Raw genomic sequence first — 25,847 nt, 5'->3', positions numbered from 1 at the left:
AACGAATCACGTCAATGAGGTAACCATAGCATGCCGGGTTTTCGTACCATGCGACCGTTGATGGCAGGGATGCTTCTGCTCATGCCCACGCTCTCTCAGGCTCATGAGCTGGAGGTCGACAGCCTGCGTATCGCCCATCCTTTCTCTACACCGATGCCTGCCGCCGCACCCCATGGTGCCGCCTATGTCGATATCATGGCCGGCGAAGACGATGCCGTGCTGACAGGGGCCAGCAGCCCTGTCAGCAAAGCAGTCGAGGTGCACGATATGCAAAGGGATGGAGATCGCATGAAGATGCGCAAACTCGAGGAGTTACGCATCGACGCTGGAGACACCGTGAGCATGCGTCCGGGTGGAGGCCCTCACCTGATGTTGATTGGACTTGAGGAATCGCTGGAAGAGGGGGAGCGCTTTCCGTTGACACTGCAGTTTGCCGACCGTGAACCGATCGACATCACTGTCCCGGTACAGACGTCGGCTACCGGCGACGAGACCACCGATGCCAATCATGGCCACTAAATCGGACTAGCCGACCAGAACCCGCACGGCCAGCCCGATCAACAGCACGCCCGTGGCACGATTGATCCAGTGTGAACGAGCGCGCAACCAGGGCAGAACGGCCGAATGGGAGAGCGACACGGCAACCAGTGTGTACCAGCTTCCGTCGATCACCAGGGCAGTCGCAACGATCAGCCCTTTAGCGGTCGCGCTCATATCAGCACTGACGAACTGACTCAGCAAGGCTACAAAGAAAAGAATCAGCTTCGGATTGCCAAGCGCGACCAGTATACCCTCGCGCGCCGCACGCCGGTGTGACTCCGCAACAGCCTGGGACGTCAGGGTATCCGTACGTCCCGCCTGCAGCGCCTTGATACCCAACCAGGCCAGATAGCACGCCCCTGCCCATGTAATCGCCTGGAACATTAACGGTTGACGCGCAATCAACGCCCCCAATCCCCAGACAGTCAGCAACGCATAGAAGCCAACGCCCAGCGCATGAGACAAGGCAGCGCTCACTCCTGCCAGGCGTCCGCCCCCTAATGTATGACGCAACACCAGCGCCAGACTCGGACCGGGAGACATCGCCCCCATGGCACACACCGCAACCAATGACAACCAGAGAGACAGAGGCATTCCATCCTCGACCACACCGAGACGAAGAACGCATCATGCCACGCATGACAACATCAAAGCGAGGTTACACTGCCAAGCGACACGATCACCACGACAGCAGTGCCATTCGACGGAACAACGCAGTGCTACTCGATGGTGAAGTACTATTCGAGAGGGGGCAACGAACACGGAAGGTCATGGTGCCCGGGGTCGGACTCGAACCGACACGCTGTCTCCAGCGGCAGATTTTGAATCTGCTGCGTCTACCAATTTCGCCACCCGGGCACGAGCAGCGCGTTGCATTATACGTAGCCAGGCACACAGGTCAATCCTCGGCTGGCGGTGATCGATGATTCATCATATCGCGACCTGACTTCGCCGCCCGAAACGCGTATCCTATGGCGCCTGTTCAACGGCCTCATTCCCGACGCCTAGTGTAGAATCTCGAGTCGATACCCGATGCAGCGCGCCGATTTCCATTATGACCTTCCCGAAGAGCTGATCGCCCGTTACCCATCGGAACAGCGCAGCGACTGCCGCTTGTTGTGTGTCGATGGGCCGAGTGGCAATCTCGCGCATCGCCAGTTTGCGGATATTATCGAGTGGCTCGACCCCGGCGATCTGCTGGTATTCAACGACACTCGTGTCATCCCGGCACGTCTGCATGGCCAGAAAGCCAGCGGTGGTAAAGTGGAGATGCTGCTCGAACGTCCCTTGGACGCTTACCGAGGGCTGGCACACTTGCGTGCCAGCAAGGCGCCGAAGCCAGGGACCGAGCTGATCTTCGAAGGCAATGTCCATGCCGTAATCGAAGGCCGACAAGGTGCCTTTTTCGAGTTGCGCTTTTTTGGCGATACGCCGTTGATCGAGCTACTCGAACGTCATGGTCATATGCCGTTACCCCCTTATATCGACCGGGATGACGAGCTCAGCGACCGCGATCGTTATCAAACGGTCTACGCGCGCCGCAACGGTGCGGTCGCAGCCCCTACCGCCGGTCTGCACTTCGATGAGCCGCTACTGAATTCGCTCGCCGACAAGGGGATAGAAAGCGCCTTCGTGACGCTCCACGTTGGTGCCGGGACATTCCAGCCGGTTCGCGTCGACGATATTCGCGAACACGCTATGCATAGCGAGTGGCTCGAGGTCGATGAGACGGCTTGCGCCAAGATCCGGCAGGCGCAAACCTCGGGGCACCGCGTGATCGCGGTCGGCACGACCAGTGTGCGTTGCCTGGAAACCGCTGCCATGCATGCCGCCGATGACCGGATCGCCCCTTTTCGCGGCGACACCGATATCTTCATTTACCCGGGCTATGAGTGGCGCTGCGTCGATGCACTGATCACCAACTTCCATCTACCAGAATCGACGCTGCTGATGCTGGTAGCCTCATTCGCCGGCCATGAGACGGTGATGAGCGCCTATCGGGAAGCCGTGGCCAAGCGTTACGCCTTCTTCAGTTATGGCGATGCCATGTTATTAACCCGCAAGTCGCCCTGAATGATGACAGGGCGCTTTACCATGAAGTGAGAGCCTGCATGCGTCACGAATGTTTCATGAGCTTCGACCATCTGGCCAGCGATGGCCGTGCTCGCCGGGGTCGCCTGACCTTTCCGCGTGGTGCGGTGGAAACACCGGCCTTCATGCCGGTCGGCACCTACGGCACGGTCAAAGGCATGACACCTGAGGCCGTTGAAACGATCGGAGCCGACATCATTCTCGGTAATACCTTTCACTTATGGCTCCGCCCCGGCATGGAGGTCATCGAGACTCACGGTGACCTGCACGACTTCTCCCAGTGGCATCGACCGATTCTGACCGACTCCGGCGGTTTCCAGGTATTCTCGCTGGGCGAGATGCGCAAGATCACCGAACAAGGCGTGCATTTCCGCTCGCCGGTGGATGGCGCCAAGGTTTTCATGGGGCCCGAAGAGTCCATGGCTGTACAACGTTCCCTGGGTTCCGACATCGTAATGATCTTCGATGAGTGTACGCCCTACCCCGCGACGGCAAGTGAGGCCGAGGCATCAATGGAGCGTTCGCTACGCTGGGCCAAACGATCTCGCGATGCCCATGGCGACTCGGCTGCCGCCCTGTTCGGTATCATCCAAGGGGGAATGCATCCGGCGCTGAGGGAACGATCGCTGTCTGGACTGCTGGACATTGGCTTTGATGGACTGGCCATTGGAGGGCTCTCGGTTGGCGAACCCAAGTCCGATATGTTCGAGGTGCTCGATTATCTGCCCACCTGGATGCCGGCCGACAAGCCTCGCTACCTGATGGGAGTCGGGAAACCCGAAGACCTGGTGGAAGGCGTGCGCCGAGGGATCGACATGTTCGATTGCGTGATGCCGACCCGCAATGCCCGCAATGGCCACCTGTTCACCGATGAAGGTACGGTCAAGATTCGCAATGCCCGACATCGCCACGATACAAGGCCGCTGGAAGCGGCATGTGACTGCTATACATGCCGCCATTTTTCACGCAGCTACCTGCACCATCTGGATCGCTGTGGCGAGATGCTTGGCTCGATGCTCAATACCATACACAATCTGCGCCACTATCAACGACTGATGGCTGGTTTGCGCGGTGCCATCGAAGCGGGTACATTGGCGAACTTCGTCAACGTGTTCTATGAACGCCGTGGCCTACCGGTGCCGGAAGCGCCACCGGCGTAGACAAGCCCATTTGATCCGTTCATTTCACAACTCTCGCAGGAGACTCTAACCGATGCTGGACTTCTTCATTTCCCCGGCACATGCCGAAGGCGGTGCGGCCGCAGGCGGTGGTATCGCTCAGATCGTCATGCTGGTCGGCTTCGTGCTGATCTTCTACTTCCTGTTGTGGCGCCCGCAGGCCAAACGCGCCAAGCAGCACAAGCAGCTGATCAAGGGGCTCAGCAAGGGCGACGAAGTCGTCATTGGAGGTGGCATGCTGGGTCGCGTCACAAGTGTCAGCGAAGATAGCGAATTCATCACCATGGAAATCGCCGAGGGGACCGAGGTCAGCGTTCAGAAGAATGCCGTGGCAGCCGTCCTGCCCAAGGGTACGCTCAAGTCCATCTGACCTCCTCGGTATCACCGCCGGCTGACGAGACCCAGCATCCGGCGGTGAATTGGGGCGCTCCCCCGTCATTCCATGTCCGCGAACGCACTCGCGGCGGCCGCGTCACGCTAGCAACAAGGCAGGCCTTGCATGCTTAACCGTTACCCTTTGTGGAAGTATCTGCTGATACTGATCGTCATTGTCATTGGCCTGATCTATGCCCTGCCCAACCTCTTCCCCGAGGATCCGGCAATACAGATCAGCAGCTCACGCTCCGACGCCAGTCTCGACGAACGCCGGCTCGATGACCTAGAAAACGAATTGCGCAATGCCGATATCGATATTTCATCGATCGAAACCAATGGTGGCAGTGTCCTGGTTCGTCTCGCCAACGCCGGAGATCAGATCCAGGCACGCGATATTGCAGACGAGCTACTCGACGACGAATACGTCGTGGCCCTTAATCAGGCCGAATCCACCCCCGACTGGCTGGAAAGTCTTGGCGCGTCGCCCATGAATCTCGGGCTGGATCTGCGTGGCGGGGTTCACTTCCTGCTCGAAGTGGATATGGACGCTGCCGTGACCCAACGCCTGGAAGTCAACGCTAGTGCCATGCGCGAGCTTCTGCGAGACGAACGCATTCGTTACCGCGATACCGAGATCGAAGACCGTAGTGTCAGTCTGGTCTTCGCTGGGGCGGAAGATCGCGACGAGGCACGTCAACTGATCCGCAGGGAGTTCGACGAGTTCGACTTCAGTACCGACGAAGAAGGCCGGGCCGCCCGTCTCACCATGACGCTGACCGATCAGTCCGTCGAAGAAATTCAGGACTATGCGATCGAGCAGAACCTGACGACACTGCGCAACCGTGTCAACGAATTGGGCGTTGCCGAACCGTTGGTTCAACGCCAGGGGCCCAACCGTATCGTCGTCGAACTCCCGGGCGTACAGGATACTGCCGCTGCCAAACGGATCGTGGGGGCAACTGCCAATCTGGAATTTCGGCTCGAAGCTCGCCCGGATACACCCGACAGCGAAACCGAGTCATTCTCCTTCCGGAATCAGGAAGGTCGCTCAGCGGACCTGGCGCGGGATGTCATCATCACCGGCGACAACGTGTCCAACGCCAATCGTAGCTTCGGCGAGAACGGACGTCCCCAGGTCAACATCGATCTCGATGGCACCGGTGGCACCCTGATGAATCGCGCCACACGCTCCAACATCGGTCGCAACATGGCCGTGCTCTTCATCGAGCACAATTCCGAAGTTCGCACTGTGATGGAAGATGGCGAGGAGGTCGAGGTACGCGAGAACACCACCGACCGCAGCATCATCAGTCTGGCCACGATCCAGAGTGCACTGGGCAACAGCTTCCGCATCACCGGCCTGGAATCTTCGACAGAAGCCGAGGAACTCGCGCTGCTGTTGCGCTCAGGGTCGCTTGCCGCGCCTATCTATTTCGCTCAAGAGCGTACGATCGGGCCTAGTCTAGGTGCCGAAAATATCGAGCGGGGCGTGATGTCAGTGCAAATCGGACTGCTTCTGGTCGTGCTATTCATGCTGGTGCGTTACAAGGTCTTCGGCGTCATCGCCAATCTGGCACTCGGCGTCAACCTGGCACTGCTGGTCGCGGCCATGTCGATCCTGGGCGCGACACTGACTCTGCCGGGCATTGCCGGCATCGTGCTGACCTTAGGCATGGCAGTCGATGCCAATGTGCTGATCTTCGAACGAATACGCGAGGAGTTTCGTAACGGCATGTCGGCGCAGCAGGCCATCAGCGCAGGCTACGAACGGGCCTTCACGTCGATCGTCGATGCCAATCTGACGACGCTACTGGTGGCGGTGATTCTCTTCTCGATCGGCACCGGGCCGGTCAAGGGTTTCGCCGTTACGCTCTCGCTGGGCATCCTGACATCGATGTTCACCGCACTGCTGGTCAGTCGGGCCATGGTCAACCTGTCGCATGGCAGCAAGCCGCTCAAGAAACTCTGGATATAAGAGGTGGTCATGAAAACCCTGGTCAACCGACAGCTTGATTTCATGGGCAAGCGTCGCCTCGCTTTCATCATGTCGGCTATCCTGCTGGTGATCGCTATTGGCGCCCTGGCTACCCAGCAACTCAATCTAGGACTCGATTTCACCGGCGGCACACTGGTTGAAGTGGAGTACGCTGAAGCACCGTCGCTGAATACGATTCGCGAACGCTTGGAAGAGGCCGGGTTCCGGGATGTGTCCGTACAGAACTTCGGCGCGTCGACGGAAGTCTTGATTCGACTTCAGCAGGCCTACGATGCCAATGTCGGCGAACAGGTCGTCGACCTGCTTCGCGACGGTGGCACGGATGTCAACCTGGTGCGCGCCGAGTTCGTGGGTGCCCAGGTCGGCGACCAGCTACGCGACCAAAGCGGCATGGGCATGCTAGTGGCTCTGGGGTTGGTAATGCTCTATGTGGCGTTCCGATTCCAGTATAAGTTCGCCATCGGTGCGCTGCTGGCTCTCATGCACGACGTCGTGATCGTCATCGGCATATTTTCTCTGTTCCAGCTCGATTTCGACCTGACGGTACTGGCCGCCATCCTCGCAGTCATCGGTTACTCGCTCAACGACACCATCGTGGTCTACGATCGGATACGCGAGAATATTCGCAAATCCCGCATCGAGGACATGCCAACCATCTTCAACGAGGCGATCAACGCCACCTTGTCGCGCACCCTTGCGACATCCGGCACAACGCTGCTGGTACTACTGGCGTTGCTGTTCCTGGGAGGCGACCTGATTCGCAACTTCTCGATTGCGTTGATCATCGGTGTGGGCGTTGGCACCTTCTCGTCCATCTATGTCGCGTCAGCATTGCTGATTCCGCTCAAGCTACAGCGCCAGGATCTCATCCCCGCCCAGAAAGAGAACGACGACGAAGAGGAAGAACTGCCCTGAATCTCGTTGTCGCGTTTCGCCGCAGCGCCCTCGGCACATCGCCGTGGGTGCTGCCCGTCACAGCGTCTCCATCATTGCCATGCATCGGCACATCGGTAATGATGTCATACTTCCACCATACGCCGACATGTCGACTGATGATGCACCGCTGACCCACCCTCAAGGCTGTCGGGTCGAGCTCCTGCAACGACGGATCGAGACACCATGCTACTCCTGGCAACGTTCGCTATCCTATCCATTGGCGCATCATTCATCTGTTCACTGCTTGAAGCCGCCATTCTCTCGCTGACACCGAGCTTTATCGCACAACAGCGGGAAACTCGCCCGAAGCTGCACGATAAACTGTCTCGCCTTAAGCACAACATCGACCAACCGCTGGCCGCCATACTGACTCTGAACACCATTGCCCATACCGTCGGTGCAACCGGTGTCGGTGCTCAGGTCACCGTCATCTTCGGTGAAGCGTATCTGGGGATAGCATCCGCACTGATGACACTGCTGATTCTGGTGGTATCCGAGATCATCCCCAAGACCATCGGCGCGACGTATTGGCGCCAACTCGCTCCCATGCTGGCGCCGACCTTGAACGCCATGGTCGCGAGCCTGCGTCCCTTCATATGGCTATCGGAGCGGATCACCAATCGTATCGGTGGGGATGCCTACGATGTCGACATGCGTGGAGAAATAAAGGCGTTGGCCCAGATCGGCAATGAAGAAAAGGCGCTGGACAACGATGAAACCCGAGTGATCACCAACATCCTGAACCTGCATGACATACAGGTCCGGGATGTCATGACGCCACGGACCGTCTGCGTCACTCTCAACCCGCAAATGACCGTCGCCGGTTTCGACAAGGAGCATGGCCACTCTCCATTCACTCGCTTTCCCGTCATGGACGGCGGCGAGCAAGCGCAAGGCTATATTCACAAGGCCGATACCTACCATGCCGATGACGACACGCTCCTGAAAACGCTGATGCACCCGATCGATTCGGTGAACGCGGAACAGAGCGTTGAAAAGACCTTCACGACGATGCTGCATAATCGACAGCATATTTGCGTAGTATATGACGACCTCGGGACCTGGCTCGGCGTAGTCACGATGGAAGATGTGATAGAAACGATCCTGGGTCAGGACATCGTCGATGAAACCGACAATGTCTCCAACCTGCGCAAATACGCCAAGCAACGCTGGACCAAGCGGCTACGCAAGGTAGAAGAGTAATCGATGCACGCTCATGGGGCCGGGCCATTCGGAGTCATCCCACCTCGAAACCGTCCGCCGAATGACCTCCGAGGCAGCGGATAGTGCTAGGACACGTGAGGCTTGAGCTGCTGCACCAAGGTCTTGTAGAGCCTTGGGCTGGCGGCCATCAAGGCGCCATCCACCGCGACATTGGGGCCGCCGTCCAACCCTCCCATCAAGGCTCCCGCTTCCTTGAGAAACAGTGTACCGACCTGACTGTCCTGCTCTTCGATACCAAGCACAAAGCCGACATCCACGCGGCCTGCCGCCAGTTCGAGCATGTCCAGCAAGCCACAGCCACTGGCATACTGAGTGGTCACTTGTGGTCCCAGTTGTTGGAGCACGGACAGGTAATCAGGTAAATGCCGAGAGCGTGTAGCCGCTTCCGGAAGGCCCAGGGCGATTCGGGCCCCCAACAGTTCGGTTCGCCTGGTCACACGCAGCCGCTTGCCATTGCATTGGGCGCCTCGGCCACGGCTGGCCATGTATTCATCGTCATCGAAAGGACGAATGACGATCGCGTGCTCTGGCCTGCCCCTGAATGAACAGACCAGCGACAAGGCAAAGTCGCGACTGGCCACGCGCAGATTGGAATGGCCGTGAATGGGCTCGATGCTCCAGTGGTAATCGCGCCCTTCACCACTCCCTTCGGCAACCGGCGTGTAACGTCCGGAGACACCGTGCTGCGGATAGCTGCGCGTCAACTGATGCAAGATCAGTGTTTCCGCATTGCGCGCGGTGTCTTCCAGAAGTCGGTCGAGATTGTACTCCTCGTGAGCATTCTCGATACGTTCACGAATGCGCACGAATTGCTCAGCGGCGCTGCGCGCAGCGCGCAGGCCGAGTTGGATCATAGGATGCATGATCTAGCCCTGGACGGTCGGTAACTGTTAAAGAACGGAATTTGACGACGCGCATGCTAGCAGATACCGGCGATCACCGCTATCACCTAGACACGCATAGAACATGATAAGATGCCTGGTTTTCGGGATACATGGGTCAGTCGTCATGCTCGGACAGATTCGCATCGTATTGGTCGGCACCAGTCACCCCGGCAATGTTGGAGGTGTCGCGCGAGCCATGTGCAACATGGGGCTGGCTACCCTCACGCTGGTGGCTCCGCGCTGCAACCCTCACGACTCGGAGGCGTACGCGCGCGCCTCTGGAGCCGACTCCCTGCTCGACACCATTAGCGTTCACGACGATCTCGGCGATGCTGTCGGCGACTGCCGCCTGGTTGTCGGTGCCAGCGCTCGCTCGCGCACACTACCTTGGCCAATGCTGACGCCCCGTCAACTGAGCGAGCGTTTGTCATCGGAACTCTCGTCTCCCGACGCGCGCCTTGCCTTGGTCTTCGGACGCGAGGATACCGGATTGAGCAATGCCGAATTGCAGCGCTGTCATGCGCATGTGCATATCCCGACCAACCCGGACTTTGCTTCATTGAACCTGGCTGCCGCCGTTCAGGTCCTGGCTTATGAGTGCAGAATGGCGTGCTTGATGCTGGAGAGCGCAGGTACCAGCGAAACCAGCGCCCCCGTCGAGAACACGTTGACTGTCGACACGGAAGAACCTCTCGCCACTCACGACGAATTGGAACATTACTTCTCTCATCTCGAGCAGACGCTGATCGACATTGGTTTTCACGATCCCGCAACACCGCGTCAATTGATGGCGCGACTGAGGCGTCTCTATCAACGCACACGCCTGGACCGGCTCGAGCTCAACATCCTGCGTGGCATATTGACGGCAACCCAGAAACGAGCAGGCGATAACCACGACAAGACATCATGACCTCTATCGTCACGGGCTACTCGGCTAGCCTTGTGCCGATCGCGATACGTCGTTCCTTGCAGCCGTGACATCACGCCCCAATAATGGTATTCCCTATGCGCAATGCCTGCGCATGTCGCCATTCTCACGGAGTAAAGGACAGCTGCATGTTTCGCCGCCTGCGAGAAGATATCAATAGCGTATTCGCCCGAGACCCGGCGGCCCGCAACTTCCTGGAAGTGCTGACCAATTACCCGGGGTTGCACGCTTTGCTGGCCCACCGTCTGAGTCATTGGTTGTGGCAGAAAAACTGCAAGTGGCTGGCGAAAACGCTTTCCTCGATTTTTCGTTGGTTGACCGGTATCGAGATCCACCCCGGTGCCAAAATCGGCCGTCGTTTCTTCATCGATCACGGCATGGGCGTCGTGATCGGCGAAACCGCTGAAGTCGGCGATGACGTGACTCTCTATCAGGGAGTGACACTAGGCGGCACTAGCTGGAGTCAGGGCAAGCGACATCCGACCCTCGAGGATGGTGTCATCGTCGGCGCCGGCGCCAAGATTCTCGGCCCGTTCACCGTGGGAACCGGTGCCAAGATCGGCTCCAATGCCGTCATCACCAAGGCCGTTCCCGAAGGCGCAACGGTCGTGGGTATCCCCGGCAAGATCGTCAAGCGAGAAGAGCCGGATACGGAGGAGTCGCCGTCGTTCGACCCCGAGCGGCGTGAAGCCATGCGTCGCAAGTTCGGGTTCGATGCCTACGGTATCAGCCAGGATATGCCCGACCCGGTCGCGCGTTCATTCCAGGCAATGCTCGACCACATGCATGCCGTAGACGAGCGCATCGAACAAATGTGCTCGACACTTCGTCGCCTCGACGGCAGCTACCGTGACGACCAGTTACCGGAACTCCGCGATGAGGATTTCGCCGAGATCCTTGACGATGTCGATAGTTGCTGCCCTCCACCGGAGGAGGATGCGGACTCATCGGACACCGCCTCACCATCGCAGCAGGATGAAAGCGAGAACTCGCGGTAGGCCGCCACGTCACGAAGAGTCGTCATATTGTTGACCAAAACACTAGGGTTTCCCCATAATGAAGCCACTATCGGTGTCGTGACTCTATCCACCAGACTCTCAGGAACCCGCAGCTGGCGATGCTTCGTTTATGCGCTTGACGACCAAAGGACGCTACGCCGTCACTGCCATGCTTGATCTTGCCCTGCATACCGCCCATGGGCCGATCAGCCTGGCTGATATTTCGCGGCGTCAGGACATTTCATTATCGTATCTGGAGCAGCTTTTCGCCCGACTGCGTCGTTCGAGCCTGGTCAATAGCGTCAGGGGACCGGGTGGCGGCTACTTGCTGGCTCATGATGCGAGTGTCATATCCGTCGCTCGCATCATCGACGCCGTCAATGAATCGGTCGATGCCACTCGTTGCCAGGGGATGTCGGACTGCCAGACAGGCAATACCTGTCTGACGCACCATTTGTGGTGTGACCTGTCACGCGAGATACACGGTTATCTTGATGGCATTACCCTGGGTGAGCTCATCGAACGCAATGAAGTACAGCGCATTGCCGAACGTCAGCGACGCCATTCAGACAGTGACACCATCGCTGTCTCGTCACCGTAAACCACTGCCGACTGACGAGGATTCCTTGGCGGAATTCTCATGTACCGAGACTGGTCAAAGGACTCATGAACGCGCCCATTTATCTGGATTACGCTGCCACCACACCGGTCGACTCCCGCGTTGCCGACATAATGAGCCGGTATCTGACGCAGGATGGCACCTTTGCCAATCCGGCATCACGCAGTCATATGCCAGGCTGGCTCGCTGAGCAAGCCGTCGAGGGGGCGCGACGCCAGGTGGCCGATCTGATTGGAGCCGATCCCAGAGAGATCGTCTGGACCAGTGGTGCCACAGAGGCAGATAACCTGGCACTGATTGGCTTCATGCGCGCCAATCGGGACAAGGGTCGCCATTTGGTAACGTCGACCACTGAGCATAAAGCCGTTGTCGATACCGCCAGAGTCCTCGAAGCGGAAGGGTTCGACGTCACCTGGCTGACACCCGGCCGCGATGGTCGGGTCACGCCATCCCAACTTGCCGACGCACTCCGCGATGATACCGTGCTGATCTCCCTGATGGCGGTCAACAATGAACTGGGGAGCATTCATGATCTACCGGCACTGGCCGAGGTTGCCCATGCCCATGGTGCCGCCGTGCACGTGGATGCTGCACAAGGTGCCGGCAAGATTGACCTCGATGTAGCGACCATGGGAATCGATCTGATGTCGCTCTCGGCGCACAAGGTGTATGGTCCCAAGGGTATCGGTGCATTGTATGTCCGCCGCCATCCGGATATCCGACTGGAAGCGCTGATACATGGCGGTGGGCATGAGCGCGGCATGCGATCCGGCACACTGCCTACTCACCAGATAGTCGGCATGGGGGAAGCTTTTGGTTTGGCAACGCGCGAGCTCGCCAATGATCGCGCTCACACGCAAGCACTGTGTTCGCGTTTTCTCGACGGACTCGGTGAACTGGATGGTTTATATCGCAATACCGATACCCGAGTGGCTGTCCCCAACATCGTCAACCTGGCCTTCGAAGATGTGGATGGAGAATCCTTGTTGATGGCGTTGCGTCGGCTGGCTATCTCGACGGGATCGGCCTGCAATTCAGCCAGTGTTGAACCATCCTATGTATTGAAGGAAATTGGTGTGCCGCGCCGCCGCGCGCTCTCGTCGCTACGATTCAGTTTCGGCCGTTTCACCACTCAGGATGACATTGACACGGCAGTCGATGAGCTCCGCCAAGCCGTGAACGCCTTGCGGCAATGACGGTACACTTGCCATTCAACTCAACGCAGGAGGCTAACTCCATGGCGCAACTTTCCATAACCCCCGCTGCCGCCAATCAGATTCGCCAGGTGCTAGATGAGCGTGGATACGGTCTTGGCCTGCGTGTATCGGTCAAGCCCAGCGGCTGCTCCGGGTACAGTTACGTCCTCGATTTCGCCGACGAAGCCGCCGCCAATGATGTCTCATTCGAAGAACATGGCGTCCAGGTCTTTGTCGCACCTGACGCACTAGACATGCTGGATGGTAGTGAAGTCGATTATGTATCGGAAGGCCTCAATCGGTTCTTCCGTTTCAATAACCCCAATGTCAAGGATGAATGCGGCTGCGGGGAAAGCTTTAGCGTTTGAATGTGGTGTAGCGTGTTTGTCCCGCTGCCACCGGAAGCGTTATACTCATCGGTTATTCGGCCCGGCGAGTCGCGGAGTGGGAAAGCGACGGTCGTGCCAGGTTACTGACGCGCCGCTACGGGGCTCGCGACATCGAGGCCGGCCCCGGGCGGCGCGACATCATACGGCTACCTATCAATACCTTACCAACCTCTCATGGAGACACGCCAAATGGCCAATGAGCGCACCCTGTCCATCATCAAGCCCGATGCCGTTGCCAAGAATGTTATCGGTGAAATCATCGCGCGCATCGAGAAAACCGGCCTGAACGTCGTTGCAGCCAAAATGATTCACCTCTCCCGCGAGCAGGCTGAAGGCTTCTATGCCGAGCACAAGGAGCGTCCGTTTTTTGCTGACTTGGTAGGCTTCATGACATCCGGTCCGGTGGTCGTTCAGGTGCTCGAAGGGGAAGATGCGATCGCCAGGAATCGCGAATTGATGGGGGCAACCAACCCCAAGGAAGCCGCTGCTGGCACGCTGCGTGCAGACTATGCCGAAACCATTGATGCCAATGCGGTACACGGTAGCGACTCCAGTGCTTCCGCCGAGCGCGAAGTGGCCTATTTCTTCTCCGATGACGAGATATGCCCGCGCACCTGATCGTTTGCCACGCGGGAGCCGACACTCCCGCGTCACGTCCCACTGACGCGCGACGCCTGCCATGACTGCCAACACCGACATGTCTCGTACCAATTTGCTCGGCCTGTCACGCGAACAGATGGAAGCGTTTTTCGTTTCCATCGGTGAAAAGAAGTTCCGTGCAGCCCAGGTCATGAAGTGGATCCACAATGAAGGGTGTGACGATTTCGACGCCATGACCAATTTATCCAAGGCACTGCGCGCCAAGCTGGCCGAGGTCGCCGAGGTGCGGAGTCCGGGTGTCATCTATGAAGGCAGTTCCAGCGATGGCACTCGCAAGTGGGTGCTCGAAGTCGAAGACGGCAGTTACGTAGAAACCGTACTGATCCCCGCCGAAGGCGGTAAGCGGCGGACCCTTTGCGTCTCCTCGCAAGTCGGGTGCTCCCTGGACTGCAGTTTCTGCTCCACTGGGAAACAGGGATTCCAGCGCAACCTGACCGCCGCTGAAATCATTGGGCAGGTATGGGTCGCCAGTCGAAGCGCGGGACCACGACGCGACACCAGCAACCGGGCCGTTACCAATGTGGTCATGATGGGGATGGGTGAACCGTTGATGAACTATGACAACGTCGTCCCGGCCATGAAGCTGATGCTTGATGACGATGGCTACGGCCTCTCCAAACGTCGCGTCACATTATCGACGTCCGGCGTCGTTCCCATGATCGAGCGACTGGGTGACGAGCTCGACGTCAGCCTGGCCATCTCCTTACATGCGGCCAATGACGAATTACGCAACGAGCTGGTGCCGCTCAACCGCAAGTACAACATCGACAGCCTGCTCGATGCCTGCCGGGGTTATCTGGCCAAGTGCAGCGACACTCGCATGATCACCATCGAGTATACGTTGATCAAGGATATCAACGACCAGCGCGAACATGCCGAGCAACTGGCGTCGATACTCGACGGATTGCCATGCAAGATCAACCTGATTCCCTTCAACCCGTTCCCGCATTCCGGTTATGAGAAGCCATCGCGGAACCAGACCATGCGTTTCCAGCAATGGCTCTACGAGCTTGGCTACACGGCACCCGTGCGTACCACGCGAGGCGACGACATCGATGCCGCATGCGGACAACTGGTGGGACGCGTCAAGGACCGTACACGTCGTCATGAGCGTTATATCCAATCGATCCAGATCGATGCCGATTAACCTTGTGTACAACCTTGACTTCACGTGGACACAGCGCTTTGATGGGTAAGCTTTTCAAACCGTTGCTGCGATCATCAGGTGACTGCACGTCGTTCGGCCAGTCTGTTATCGGGCATCGTGGGGCATCATCATGCGTCAAGAGGACTTCATGATCCGTCGCCAAGGCCTGCCAGATTCCATTCCCTCGCCATCGTGCCTGGTTGCTCTACTGAGCGTGGCCTGGCTCACCGGATGTGCCAACACCCAGTTGTCGTCTTCCAGTACTCCTGACGACACGAGCTTGCCCCCTGCGGATGCCTACACCCGGTTGGGTATCGCGTATCTGGAGCAACATAGTAACCGTCGCGCCTTTCAAGCGCTCGATCATGCCCTGGAAATAGCGCCGAATGATCCTGAAGCGTTGCAGGCAATGGCCATCGTCTATCAGCGTCAGGGAGAAGCGGCCCTGGCCAGCGAGTATTTCCAGCAAGCGCTGAGTGTGGATGCCGGCCATACACAGGCCCGCAACAATTATGCGGCTTTCCTTTACGAGCAAGGCCGCATCGAGGAAGCCTGTCAGCAACTGGAAAAGGCGACCTCCGATACGGAGTACGTCCACCGGGATCGGCTGTTCGCCAACCTGGGGAAATGCCAGTTCAAGCTTGGCAACATCGCCGGTGCTCGTCAAAGCCTCGCTCGAGCGCAAGCGATCAACCCACGCCTGGCGAACAGTTACCGAATCTTGGCCGGACTTGAACAGGCCGAAGGCCATCGTGATAAGGCGATGGCGCAATGGCAATATTATCTGCAGTTGACTGGGAGTAGCCCCGAGGCGCTGGAGCAAATCAGTGACGTTGCCGATAACAGGACAAGCGCCTCGATGTCGATCAACGGTGACAAGTCACGACAGACGACCCAGGGCGATTCTGAATAATCGAAGCCAGAATTAAGGATGCTCAGTCATGAGCGAAACACATTACTACGACGACCCCGACGCTGACCTGGCTCCCCAAACGTCTCCGGGCGAGCTGCTGCAGCGTGAACGTGATGCTCAGGGCCTTTCACAGGAAGAGGTTGCCTCGTCCCTGAACCTGCGTCCGGCAGTCGTCAGGGGGTTGGAAAACGATAACTACGATGAAGTGCCCGTGGCAACGTATCGTCGCGGTTATCTGCGTGCCTACGCTCACTTGCTAGGCATCAGCGAACAGCCGATCATAGCGTCGTACAATGCCCGTTTCGGCACACTGGACAACGAACAGAAAGTCACACCGGTCCATGTCACCAAACCACCTTCCCGTGTGGGTGCCTGGTTATTCAAACTGGTGACAGTGCTTGTCATCGTCGGTCTTATCGGTCTGACCCTACTTTGGTGGCAAAGCCGCAGCGGCAATGATCTACTGGGGTTGAACGATAGCGAACCCGTTGCTGTAGACACGATGGATAGCGATTCGGACGAAGCGGTTCCCGACGAGGCATCGATAGACAGTGAGAACGCCGGCAACGAGGACCTGCCACCCTTGCCCGAAGAAGACGATGACATGGGTTTCGTCGATGAGCAAAACGGGAACTTGTCAGACACACCCGAGTCCGTAGACAACGCGGCAGAGGACGACGGTGCCACTCGCTCTGGTGAGACAGCGGATACGAATGACGACACCGACGCCGAACAAGTTACCAGTGGCAGCGATGTCAATTTATCGTCAGAAGATCCTGATACGATGGTTGACGACGATGGTAGCTCGCAGGATGACGTCGATACGTCGGCCGTCACTGAGAACGATGCCGAAGCGACCCAGGAAAGCGATCCTGGTCGAATCGAACTCACCTTCAATGAAGAATCCTGGACCGAAATTTTCGATGCCAATGATGAGCGCGTCTTCTTTGGTCTCCAGGAGGCAGGAAGCCAAGCCACGGCCGAAGGCGAGCCGCCGTTTCGCATGACCATCGGCAATGCCAGTGGCGTTGAGTTACGCTACTCAGGCGAAGCTATCGATCTCGAGGAACGCACGGGTAGCAACAACGTGGCGCGGTTCACCCTCGGAGAATGATTCCGAATTTCGAGTCAGAGGCAATATGCACGCTTCATCTCCCATAACACGGCGGCAATCACGCCAGATTCATGTGGGCTCAGTCCCCGTGGGGGGAGGCGCCCCCATCGCCGTGCAGAGCATGACCAATACCGATACGCTGGATGTCGACGCGACCGTAGCGCAGGTACGCCAACTGCAGGACGTGGGCGCCGACATCGTGCGCGTCTCCGTCCCGACAATGGATGCTGCCGAGGCCTTTGGCCGCATCAAACGTGAGGTGTCGGTTCCTCTGGTTGCCGACATTCACTTCGACTACCGCATCGCCTTGCGGGTCGCCGAACTCGGTGTCGACTGCCTACGCATCAACCCCGGAAACATCGGACGCGAAGACCGGGTCCAGGCCGTTGTATCAGCAGCCCGCGACAATGGCATCCCGATTCGTATCGGGGTCAATGCCGGCTCGCTGGAGAAGGACCTGCAGAAGAAATACGGCGAACCGACGCCGGAAGCTCTGGTCGAATCCGCCATGCGGCATATCGACCATCTCGACCGGTTGGATTTCCCGGACTTCAAGGTCAGCGTCAAGGCCAGCGACGTGTTCATGGCGGTGGCAGCCTATCGACAACTCGCCACCCAGATCGAACAACCCCTGCATCTAGGCATCACCGAAGCCGGCGGCCTGCGTTCCGGTACGGTCAAGTCGTCGATCGGGCTGGGCATCCTGTTGATGGAAGGCATTGGCGATACCATTCGCGTGTCGCTGGCTGCAGACCCGGTCGAAGAAATCAAAGTCGGCTATGACATGCTCAAGAGTCTTGGGCTTCGCTCCAAGGGTATCAATTTCATTGCGTGCCCAAGTTGTTCGCGCCAGAACTTCGATGTCATCGATACCATGAACGCTCTGGAAGAACGGCTTGAGGATGTCATGACACCACTCAACGTGGCCGTCATCGGGTGTGTCGTCAATGGCCCCGGTGAAGCGAAGGAAGCTGACATGGGATTGACTGGCGGTGACCCCAACAACCTGGTGTACATTGATGGCAAACCGGCTTCCAAATTGCGTAACGACCATCTGGTCGACGACCTCGAAGCGCTGATTCGTCAAAAGGTGCGTGAGAAACAGCAGGCCGAACAGGATGTGATCGCTCGCGGCGACTGACCGCAGCGATGGACCAAGGAGTACGACTTGAGCAAGAAAATTCAGGCCATTCGTGGCATGAACGACCTACTGCCAGAACAGTCACCCGTATGGCAGTACGTAGAGTCGTGTGTACGGGCATTGATGGAAACCTACGGCTACGCCGAAATCCGTACCCCGATTCTGGAACAGACCGCTTTGTTCGCACGCTCCATCGGCGAGGTGACTGATATCGTCGAGAAGGAGATGTATACCTTCAATGATCGTAACGGCGACAGCTTGACTCTGCGTCCGGAGGGCACCGCCAGTTGCGTGCGTGCCGCCATGGAAAATGGTCTGCTGCACAACCAGACGCAGCGTCTCTGGTACCAGGGGCCGATGTTTCGCCACGAACGTCCCCAGAAGGGGCGGTACCGACAGTTCCATCAAGTCGGTGTCGAGGCTTACGGTTTGGAAGGGCCGGATATCGACGCCGAGGTCATCCTGTTGACGGCCAGGCTGTGGCGACGCCTGGGGTTGAACGAGCACGTCACGCTGGAGCTCAACTCACTCGGTTCCAGTGCCGCACGTGCTGCCTATCGCGAGACACTGGTCACCTATTTCGAGCAACATCGGGATGTGCTCGATGAGGACTCAAGCCGTCGGCTATCCACCAACCCGATGCGGATTCTCGACTCCAAGAATCCTGACATGGCCCCCATCTTGGCCGATGCACCGAGGTTGATGGATCATCTCGACGATGAATCACGCGAGCACTTCGAGCAATTGACCACACTGCTCGACTCGGTTGGTATCGAGTATCGCATCAACCCCCGCCTGGTCCGTGGGTTGGACTACTATTCTCGTACCGTGTTCGAGTGGACCACCGATGCGTTGGGTAGCCAGGGCACCGTCTGTGCTGGTGGTCGTTACGATGGGCTGGTCGAACAGCTCGGTGGCAAGCCGACGCCAGCCGTCGGCTTTGCCATGGGGATGGAACGGCTGATTCTACTGCTCGAAACACTCGATGTGATACCCGATGATGCCCAGCCCGGTCTCGATGTTTATATCGTTGGCCAAGGTGAGCAGATCCACGGCACGACCCTGCAGCTTGGGGAAACGCTGCGCAACGCCCTTCCCGGGATCCGTCTGCAAGTCCATTGCGGCGGTGGCGGTTTCAGGAGCCAGATCAAGAAAGCCGACAGGAGTGGAGCACAACTCGCTTTGCTACTCGGAGAGGAAGAGATTGCCAACGACATGGTCACCATCAAGTTTCTGCGCAACGATCGCGAGCAAGTGAGCCTTCCGCAGGACAAGCTCACTGAACAGTTGCCGGAACTGCTTGGCCGATCATTTTAAACCTGGATCCATATCAACCTCCCCGACCGACATTGGGAGGGGGGAGTGCTGTATCAAAGGAGACCGCCCGTGGCGGAGCTGAGAACCGAAGAAGAACAGGTAGAAGCCATCAAACACTGGTTCAAGCAGAACGGCTTGTCGCTGGTCGCCGGTATCGCCATTGCCGGTGCCGGGGTGCTCGGCTGGAATGCTTGGCAGGATTATCAGGTCAGTCAGGCCGAAGCCGCTTCGATGCGCTATCAGCAACTACTCGATCTCGCTGGTCGCGATACCCTGGACGAGGCCAACCTGACTCGCGCCCTGGGCCTGGTTGACGAAATCAACGAAGAGCATGGCGATACCTTGTACGCCGACCTGGCACTGCTGCTCGAAGCACGCTTGTCGGTGCGCAGCGAGGACATGGCGGCGGCACGCATTGCCCTCGCCGACATCGTCGATACCAGCGAGCACGATTATCTCCGTGACGTGGCGCGGTTACGGTTGGCGCGCCTGTTGATCGCCGAAGGTGAACCCGAAGCGGCTTTGTCCCAACTTGACAGCGACATCGCGGATAGTCTTTCTCCCCAACAGGCCAACATTCGTGGCGATGCCTACATGGCACTCGATCAGATCGAAGACGCACGCGATGCCTGGCAGGAAGCCATGGCGCTTTCCGATACTCACGAACAGCCTCTTTATGGCGTACAGCTCAAGCTCGACAATATCGGTGCAGAGGATACTGGGTTATGAAACCGACGTTTTTGATCATCGCCACGGCGCTGAGCCTGCTGGCCGGGTGCGCCAGTAATACACAACCCGACACGCCCCCCAAGGAACTCCATGATTTCGATGCCAGCACTCGTCTGGATTCGACGTGGAGCCGGGATATAGGCGATGGACTCGGGCGAGCCCGCTATCCAATCACGCCTGCACGCGACAGCGACACCATCTACGCTGCCTCCGCCGATGGTCAAGTCGTCGCAGTGGATGCAGCCAGCGGCGAGCACCTCTGGCAGCAAGATATCGATGCTGGCATTTCCAGCGGTGTCACTGCCATCGCCGGCCAGGTTTACCTGGGGACACGCGATGGTGACGTGCTGGCACTCGACCAGGACGACGGAGAGGAAATCTGGCGTTCCAGCGTCTCCAGTGAAGTGCTTGCCGCTCCCCAGGCCAACAGCACCCTGCTGATCGTCCAGAGTATCGATGGCAACGTCACTGCGCTGGATCGCAGCAACGGTAATGAAGCATGGGTGTTCAGTAGCTCGGAACCCGCGTTGACGCTCAGAGGCACGGCCGATCCACAAGTGATCGATCAAGTCTCATTCATCGGTCTTTCCAATGGCAGACTCGCCACGCTCGACAATCGCAATGGCGAACTGTTGTGGGACATGCGCATCGCAACGCCGCAAGGGCGTAGCGAAGTGGAGAGGCTGGTCGATATCGATGCTCAGCCACTGCTGACCCAGGACGGCCGGTTATATGTCAGCAGCTACAATGGCCGCCTCGTCGCATTGGAAGCCACCAGTGGCGAAACGCTCTGGGAACGCGAACAATCCAGTTATCGGACACCCTTGCTGGTTGACGATACACTGTACAGTGTCGATGAACACAGCCACCTAGTGGCCTTGGATGCTCTCTCGGGCCGGGTGTTGTGGCGCAACGATGCCCTGGAAGGACGTCACGTGTCCGCGCCGGCCCAAGCCAATGGCTATCTGGTGGTCGGAGACTATGATGGCTATCTTCACCTGCTGGACACCGACAGCGGCGATCTAGCTGGTCGTACGCGTGTCAATGGCTCGGGGATCAGTCAACGACCGTTGACGAACGGCTCCCGAATTCATGCCCTGGCCAATGATGGCCAACTCGAGACATTCGAGATTCAGGACGTACAATGACCCCAGTGATCGCTCTGGTAGGCCGCCCCAATGTCGGCAAGTCAACGCTTTTCAATCGCCTGACGCGATCGCGCGATGCGCTGGTTGCCGATCACCCCGGTCTGACGCGAGACCGCAAGTACGGTAATGGCCAACTGGGAGACAAACAGTACATCGTCATCGATACAGGCGGCATCAGTGGTGACGAGGAAGGCATCGATGGCGCCATGGCCGAGCAATCGTTGCTGGCCATCGACGAAGCCGACATCGTGCTGTTCATGGTCGATGCCCGCGCCGGACTGCATATGGCCGATGAGGCGATCGCCAATCATTTGCGCGTCAATCGGAAGAAAACCTGGCTGGTCGTCAACAAGACGGACGGATTGGAAGAACACTCGGCCATGGCCGACTTCTGGGCACTCGGGCTAGGGGACCCGCACCCTATCGCAGCCTCCCATGGCCGCAACGTCACGTCACTGATCGATGAGATACTCGCGCCTTTTCCCATGTCAGAGGAATCCTCCTCTGCATTGGGGCAAAATCACGGCATTCATATCGGTGTCATCGGTCGACCCAATGTCGGTAAATCGACACTGGTCAATCGCATGCTCGGCGAAGACCGAGTGGTGGTCTTCGATGAGGCCGGTACCACCCGAGATGCCATCGAAATCCCCTTCGAGCGGCGCGGCAAACCTTATGTACTCGTCGATACGGCTGGCGTACGGCGGCGCAAGAATGTGCGAGAAGTGGCCGAGAAATTTTCGATCATCAAGACATTGGAAGCGATCAAGGAATGCCACGTCGCCATCGTGGTCCTCGATGCACAGAGCGGGTTGGTAGAACAGGATCTACATCTGCTGGACTATGTTCTAAGCTCCGGTCGTGCTCTGGTACTGGCCGTCAACAAGTGGGATGGCCTCGAACAGGAGGCCCGCGACCGCATGCGCACCGAGATCAAGCGGCGACTGGGTTTCGCCGATTATGCCGACCTTCATTTCATCTCGGCACTGCATGGTACTGGTGTGGGCGATCTCTATCCATCGCTCGAACGGGCCTTTGCTTCAGCACATCATCACTGGTCGACCAACCGGCTGACGACGCTTCTGCAGGACGCCGTCAGCGAACATCAGCCGCCGTTGGTCAATGGCCGACGCATCAAACTTCGCATGGCCCACCAAGGTGGCAGCAACCCTCCTATCATCGTGGTTCATGGCAACCAGACCGATGCCTTGCCCGAAGCTTACAAACGCTATCTGACCAATACTTTCCGCAAGGTACTCAAGGTGCGGGGCACCCCGATGCGTTTCGAGTTCCGTTCGGGCAAGAATCCCTACGACACGCAGGCCGGGACCAGCGACCGGGACAAGGCCAGACAGCGGGAATTGCGACGTACGCGTGAGGCGCGCAAGAACCGACGCTAGCCCGTCCAGCATCGGGGCCTCGGCGGAAGGTCTACTCCGAGAGCTGACGCTGCCCGACCCACTGGCAGGCAAATTGCCACGCGGCACGCCCACTGCGTCCGCCGCGCAGTGTGGCAAAACGTACGGCTTCCTCTCTGGCCGAGTCATCCCAGATCGCATGACTGCTCAACTGAGCGACCCAGTGTCGACAGGCATCCAAGTACGTTTCTTGATTGAAGGGGTAAAACGCCAGCCACAACCCGAACCGATCGGAGAGCGAGATCTTCTCCTCGACTGCGTCACCATGATGAAGCTCGTCCCCTACCAAGCGCGTCTCATCGTTGTCACTCAACGATTCGGGCAGAAGATGCCGCCGGTTGGAGGTCGCATATAGCAATACATTATCGGGCGGACCGGTCAACGTGCCATCCAGCACGCTTTTCAGCGCTTTGTAGGCATCGTCGCTGCCCTCGAACGATAGGTCATCGCAATAGACGATGAAACGATACGGCGCATCGCGCAATTGCTGTACAAGCAACGGCAGACCGGACAGGTCATGCCGATCGACCTGTATCAATCGCAGCCTCTCGCTGGCCAACGAGTTCAGCAAGGCACGTACCATGGAGGACTTGCCGCTTCCCCTGGACCCCCAAAGCAATGCGTGATTCGCCGGCAAACCATGTAGAAACGCTTGCGTGTTGGCAACCAGTGCTTTCTTCTGACGCTCGACACCGATCAAATCGACCAGTGTGACACTATCGCGAACCTTGACGGGCATGAGTTGTCCGCCCAGTGAGTGGCTCTGCCATAGAGCCGCAATGTCGCGTTCCCAATCGGGTCTGGCCGACGCGGGAGGCAGATAGCCCTCCACGACATCCAGTAAACGGGACAAGCGCGCTTCCAGTTCAGCATTCATCGTTTTCTCCCTTCCTCATCGCGACGGTTGACCTCAGATGGCATCGGGGTATCTTGTGGCGAATCGATACCTTTCGTCCAGCGGCGGCAGTGGCTGCCATCATGAGGATAATGGAATGCGTTGGATATCCGGTTTCACCGTTGGCGTACTCTCACTGACCCTGACGGCCTGTGCCGCCTCACCCAGTGGGCGGCAACAATTCACCCTCTACCCTGAAGAGCAACTCAATGAAATGGGGGCTCAGACGTTCGCCCAATATCAGGAAGAGATGACGGTCGTTCAGGGCAAGCAAGCGCAGTATGTACAATGCGTTGCCGATGCACTGATCACGGCGCTTCCCGATGGCCGGACGCAAGACTGGCAAATTCGAGTTTTCGAAGACGAGTCCGCCAATGCCTTCGCCTTGCCTGGCGGATATATTGGTGTCCACACCGGCTTGCTCGACATCACTGACAATCAGGATCAACTCGCCGCTGTCATCGGCCATGAAATCGCACACGTTCGCGCCCAACACGCCAACGAACGTGCCTCCACACAATCGGCGACGCAGGTCGGACTGTCGGTGCTGCAATCTGCAGCCGGTCTGGAAGGAGCCAGTGGCGAGCAGATCAGTGCCCTGCTCGGTGCTGGCGCACAATACGGCATCCTGCTGCCCTTCTCGCGTCGCCATGAGAGCGAAGCCGACACCCTAGGGCTGGATTTGACCGCTGACGCTGGCTTCGATCCTCGTGCCAGTATCGACCTCTGGAACAACATGAGTGAGGCCAGCGGGGGGCAGCCGCCCGCCTGGATGTCCACCCACCCTAGTCATGGACAGCGCATCGACGGCCTGGAGGCCAATATGGATGAAGCGCTTCAGCGCTATGAGCAGGCACGCAATGCCGGACGCACGCCTAACTGCCAACCCGGGGCGTAAATGCTGCGCCTGGGCTTGCTGTTGTTGATCGTCCCCGTTCTGCTCTTGATGGGAGCCTACTTCTGGGAACTCAATGACGTACGTGCGTGTACTCTGGATGGAGGACATTGGGACTATATCGAAGGGGTCTGTCGTCAGGAACCACAGCCCTTCGTATCTTGGCTGGAGCGTTCACCCTGGCTGATCAACGGCGGAATGCTGCTGTCGGTACTGGGGTTGGTGCTTTGCATGGTGGGTCTGTACCGACGCCGACGCTGAACGTTTACCCCGCCAGTTCACATCATCAGCCATGCACGAGCTTGAAACGTAACGCCTCGAGGACCCTGGTGGTGTCGGGGCGTTCGCCTCGCCAGAGATAGTAGGACTCGGCGGCTTGCTCGACCAGCATGCCCAATCCATCGACGGGATGAGCACCGCGTTTCTGAGCCCAGGCCAGGAATACCGTCGGCTCGGCACCATACATCATGTCGTAGGCCGTGGCCCCGGACGTGAACAGGTCATCCCGCAGAGGCGGCAAATCGCCTGCCAGACTGGCGCTGGTACCATTGATCACAACATCATAGGTTGCACGAATATCGTTGAAACCACCGCCCTCCACGCCCCCCAGGTCACGAAAGTCGCGGGCCAGAGCGGCGGCTTTCACAGCGGTGCGATTCGCAATGAATACGCTTGCCGGGTGGGCGTCCAGCAAAGGCTCGAGTATCCCGCGCACAGCACCGCCGGCTCCCAGAATCAGGACGCGGGCGCCAGTCAACATCACATCATGCTGCTCAAGATCTCTTACCAGCCCCACGCCATCCGTCGTATCGCCGTATGTCGTGCCCTCATCGGTCAGTAGCAGCGTATTCACCGCGCCGGCGCGTTGGGCTCGGGCACTCGACGCATCCGCTAACCGGAAGGCCTCCTCCTTGAACGGTACCGTGACATTGGCACCGATACCCCCCGTCGCGATGAACGACCGCCAGGTACCGGCGAAGTCGTCGAGGGGAGCCTCGATGGCAGTGTAATCGATGGTCATGCCGCACTGATCTGCGAACGCAGCATGGATCCACGGCGATCGGGAATGACTGATGGGATGGCCAAAGACGCAGTAGCGTTCGCTCATGATACTGT

The 25,847-nt window shown here is 58.4% G+C and carries 27 protein-coding genes and 1 tRNA gene; 23 read left to right on the top strand and 5 right to left on the bottom strand.

Translation table 11 applies throughout. The annotated features are described in order from the left end of the window. The first annotated feature begins 30 nt into the window (after positions 1-30). A complete protein-coding gene (locus FVV99_RS04150; RefSeq protein ID WP_236645287.1) occupies positions 31-519 on the top strand; it encodes a copper chaperone PCu(A)C in 489 nt (162 codons plus the stop codon). Positions 520-525: 6 nt separating this feature from the next. Here the strand turns inward: FVV99_RS04150 and FVV99_RS04145 are convergent, their stop codons facing one another. Together FVV99_RS04145 and FVV99_RS04140 are read right to left on the bottom strand one after the other, a co-directional pair. Beyond that, positions 526-1,134 (bottom strand): LysE family translocator, encoded by a 609-nt coding sequence (locus tag FVV99_RS04145; RefSeq protein ID WP_148252784.1) that lies wholly within the window; start codon positions 1,132-1,134, stop codon positions 526-528. Positions 1,135-1,311: 177 nt separating this feature from the next. Further along, positions 1,312-1,398 (bottom strand) — tRNA-Leu (locus FVV99_RS04140). Positions 1,399-1,572: 174 nt separating this feature from the next. Here FVV99_RS04140 and queA point away from each other — a divergent pair. The 6 genes from queA to FVV99_RS04110 all read left to right on the top strand — a co-directional run bounded on the left by queA (position 1,573) and on the right by FVV99_RS04110 (position 8,319). Continuing rightward, complete coding sequence (gene queA, locus FVV99_RS04135) at positions 1,573-2,613, top strand: tRNA preQ1(34) S-adenosylmethionine ribosyltransferase-isomerase QueA (RefSeq protein ID WP_148252783.1); 1,041 nt, start codon at positions 1,573-1,575, stop codon at positions 2,611-2,613. Positions 2,614-2,669: 56 nt separating this feature from the next. Further along, complete coding sequence (gene tgt / locus FVV99_RS04130) at positions 2,670-3,791, top strand: tRNA guanosine(34) transglycosylase Tgt (RefSeq protein WP_456236712.1); 1,122 nt, start codon at positions 2,670-2,672, stop codon at positions 3,789-3,791. Positions 3,792-3,843: 52 nt separating this feature from the next. Then, positions 3,844-4,179, top strand: a complete 336-nt coding sequence (gene yajC, locus FVV99_RS04125) for a preprotein translocase subunit YajC (protein WP_148252781.1) — start codon at positions 3,844-3,846, stop codon at positions 4,177-4,179. A gap of 129 nt (positions 4,180-4,308) precedes the next feature. Then, positions 4,309-6,159 carry a protein translocase subunit SecD gene (gene secD, locus FVV99_RS04120; RefSeq protein WP_148252780.1) on the top strand — a complete coding sequence of 617 codons (1,851 nt, stop codon included), beginning with the start codon at positions 4,309-4,311 and terminating at the stop codon, positions 6,157-6,159. Positions 6,160-6,168: 9 nt separating this feature from the next. Next, positions 6,169-7,095: a protein translocase subunit SecF gene (gene secF / locus FVV99_RS04115; protein WP_148252779.1), complete on the top strand. Its 927-nt coding sequence runs from the start codon at positions 6,169-6,171 to the stop codon at positions 7,093-7,095. A gap of 204 nt (positions 7,096-7,299) precedes the next feature. Continuing rightward, positions 7,300-8,319 (top strand): CNNM domain-containing protein, encoded by a 1,020-nt coding sequence (locus FVV99_RS04110; RefSeq protein WP_148252778.1) that lies wholly within the window; start codon positions 7,300-7,302, stop codon positions 8,317-8,319. An 86-nt stretch (positions 8,320-8,405) separates the two neighbouring features. Here FVV99_RS04110 and FVV99_RS04105 read toward each other — a convergent pair whose 3' ends face one another. Continuing rightward, positions 8,406-9,203, bottom strand: coding sequence for an inositol monophosphatase family protein (locus tag FVV99_RS04105; protein WP_148252777.1), 798 nt, complete (start codon positions 9,201-9,203; stop codon positions 8,406-8,408). A 145-nt stretch (positions 9,204-9,348) separates the two neighbouring features. Here FVV99_RS04105 and FVV99_RS04100 point away from each other — a divergent pair, with 145 nt between their 5' ends. The 14 genes from FVV99_RS04100 (at position 9,349) to der (ending at position 22,923) form a co-directional block, all read left to right on the top strand. Next, on the top strand, positions 9,349-10,134 hold the full coding sequence (locus FVV99_RS04100) for an RNA methyltransferase (protein ID WP_148252776.1): 786 nt from the start codon (positions 9,349-9,351) through the stop codon (positions 10,132-10,134). A 146-nt stretch (positions 10,135-10,280) separates the two neighbouring features. Beyond that, positions 10,281-11,150, top strand: a complete 870-nt coding sequence (cysE, locus tag FVV99_RS04095; RefSeq protein WP_148252775.1) for a serine O-acetyltransferase — start codon at positions 10,281-10,283, stop codon at positions 11,148-11,150. Between the two features lie 130 nt (positions 11,151-11,280). Further along, positions 11,281-11,751, top strand: coding sequence for a Fe-S cluster assembly transcriptional regulator IscR (iscR, locus tag FVV99_RS04090; protein WP_148252774.1), 471 nt, complete (start codon positions 11,281-11,283; stop codon positions 11,749-11,751). 65 nt (positions 11,752-11,816) lie between these two features. Continuing rightward, positions 11,817-12,965, top strand: coding sequence for an aminotransferase class V-fold PLP-dependent enzyme (locus FVV99_RS04085; protein WP_148252773.1), 1,149 nt, complete (start codon positions 11,817-11,819; stop codon positions 12,963-12,965). Positions 12,966-13,006: 41 nt separating this feature from the next. Continuing rightward, a complete protein-coding gene (locus tag FVV99_RS04080; protein ID WP_148252772.1) occupies positions 13,007-13,333 on the top strand; it encodes a HesB/IscA family protein in 327 nt (108 codons plus the stop codon). 210 nt (positions 13,334-13,543) lie between these two features. Further along, positions 13,544-13,972: a nucleoside-diphosphate kinase gene (ndk, locus tag FVV99_RS04075; RefSeq protein WP_148252771.1), complete on the top strand. Its 429-nt coding sequence runs from the start codon at positions 13,544-13,546 to the stop codon at positions 13,970-13,972. 61 nt (positions 13,973-14,033) lie between these two features. Beyond that, positions 14,034-15,161, top strand: a complete 1,128-nt coding sequence (gene rlmN, locus FVV99_RS04070) for a 23S rRNA (adenine(2503)-C(2))-methyltransferase RlmN (protein ID WP_148252770.1) — start codon at positions 14,034-14,036, stop codon at positions 15,159-15,161. A gap of 148 nt (positions 15,162-15,309) precedes the next feature. Then, positions 15,310-16,074: a type IV pilus biogenesis/stability protein PilW gene (gene pilW / locus FVV99_RS04065; protein WP_161598956.1), complete on the top strand. Its 765-nt coding sequence runs from the start codon at positions 15,310-15,312 to the stop codon at positions 16,072-16,074. 28 nt (positions 16,075-16,102) lie between these two features. Then, complete coding sequence (locus FVV99_RS04060) at positions 16,103-17,188, top strand: RodZ domain-containing protein (RefSeq protein WP_148252768.1); 1,086 nt, start codon at positions 16,103-16,105, stop codon at positions 17,186-17,188. Between the two features lie 25 nt (positions 17,189-17,213). Beyond that, positions 17,214-18,329: a flavodoxin-dependent (E)-4-hydroxy-3-methylbut-2-enyl-diphosphate synthase gene (gene ispG, locus FVV99_RS04055; protein ID WP_148252767.1), complete on the top strand. Its 1,116-nt coding sequence runs from the start codon at positions 17,214-17,216 to the stop codon at positions 18,327-18,329. A 27-nt stretch (positions 18,330-18,356) separates the two neighbouring features. Beyond that, the gene (hisS, locus tag FVV99_RS04050; protein WP_148252766.1) at positions 18,357-19,646 is read left to right on the top strand and encodes a histidine--tRNA ligase; all 1,290 of its coding nucleotides are present in this window, start codon (positions 18,357-18,359) and stop codon (positions 19,644-19,646) included. 69 nt (positions 19,647-19,715) lie between these two features. Then, positions 19,716-20,375, top strand: a complete 660-nt coding sequence (locus tag FVV99_RS04045) for a YfgM family protein (protein ID WP_148252765.1) — start codon at positions 19,716-19,718, stop codon at positions 20,373-20,375. After that, positions 20,372-21,523 carry an outer membrane protein assembly factor BamB gene (bamB, locus tag FVV99_RS04040; protein ID WP_148252764.1) on the top strand — a complete coding sequence of 384 codons (1,152 nt, stop codon included), beginning with the start codon at positions 20,372-20,374 and terminating at the stop codon, positions 21,521-21,523. The genes FVV99_RS04045 and bamB overlap by 4 nt, the downstream gene beginning before the upstream one ends. Next, a complete protein-coding gene (der, locus tag FVV99_RS04035) occupies positions 21,520-22,923 on the top strand; it encodes a ribosome biogenesis GTPase Der (RefSeq protein WP_148252763.1) in 1,404 nt (467 codons plus the stop codon). Before bamB ends, der begins: the two co-directional genes overlap by 4 nt. Positions 22,924-22,954: 31 nt before the next feature. Here the strand turns inward: der and FVV99_RS04030 are convergent, their stop codons facing one another. Beyond that, positions 22,955-23,818 (bottom strand): ATP-binding protein, encoded by an 864-nt coding sequence (locus tag FVV99_RS04030; protein ID WP_148252762.1) that lies wholly within the window; start codon positions 23,816-23,818, stop codon positions 22,955-22,957. Between the two features lie 115 nt (positions 23,819-23,933). On the opposite strand from FVV99_RS04030, the gene FVV99_RS04025 reads away from it, so the two are divergent. Both FVV99_RS04025 and FVV99_RS04020 read left to right on the top strand, forming a co-directional pair. After that, positions 23,934-24,734, top strand: coding sequence for a M48 family metallopeptidase (locus FVV99_RS04025; protein ID WP_148252761.1), 801 nt, complete (start codon positions 23,934-23,936; stop codon positions 24,732-24,734). After that, positions 24,735-24,992 (top strand): hypothetical protein, encoded by a 258-nt coding sequence (locus FVV99_RS04020; protein ID WP_148252760.1) that lies wholly within the window; start codon positions 24,735-24,737, stop codon positions 24,990-24,992. A 25-nt stretch (positions 24,993-25,017) separates the two neighbouring features. On the opposite strand, the gene aroE is transcribed toward FVV99_RS04020, so the two are convergent. After that, positions 25,018-25,839, bottom strand: a complete 822-nt coding sequence (aroE, locus tag FVV99_RS04015) for a shikimate dehydrogenase (protein WP_148253165.1) — start codon at positions 25,837-25,839, stop codon at positions 25,018-25,020. Between the last annotated feature and the right edge of the window lie 8 nt (positions 25,840-25,847).

The organism is Aidingimonas lacisalsi (assembly GCF_008079445.1).
Taxonomy (GTDB): domain Bacteria; phylum Pseudomonadota; class Gammaproteobacteria; order Pseudomonadales; family Halomonadaceae; genus Aidingimonas; species Aidingimonas lacisalsi.
Note: the sequence above shows the minus strand (reverse complement) of the source record. Positions and strands in the feature narration are given on the sequence as shown.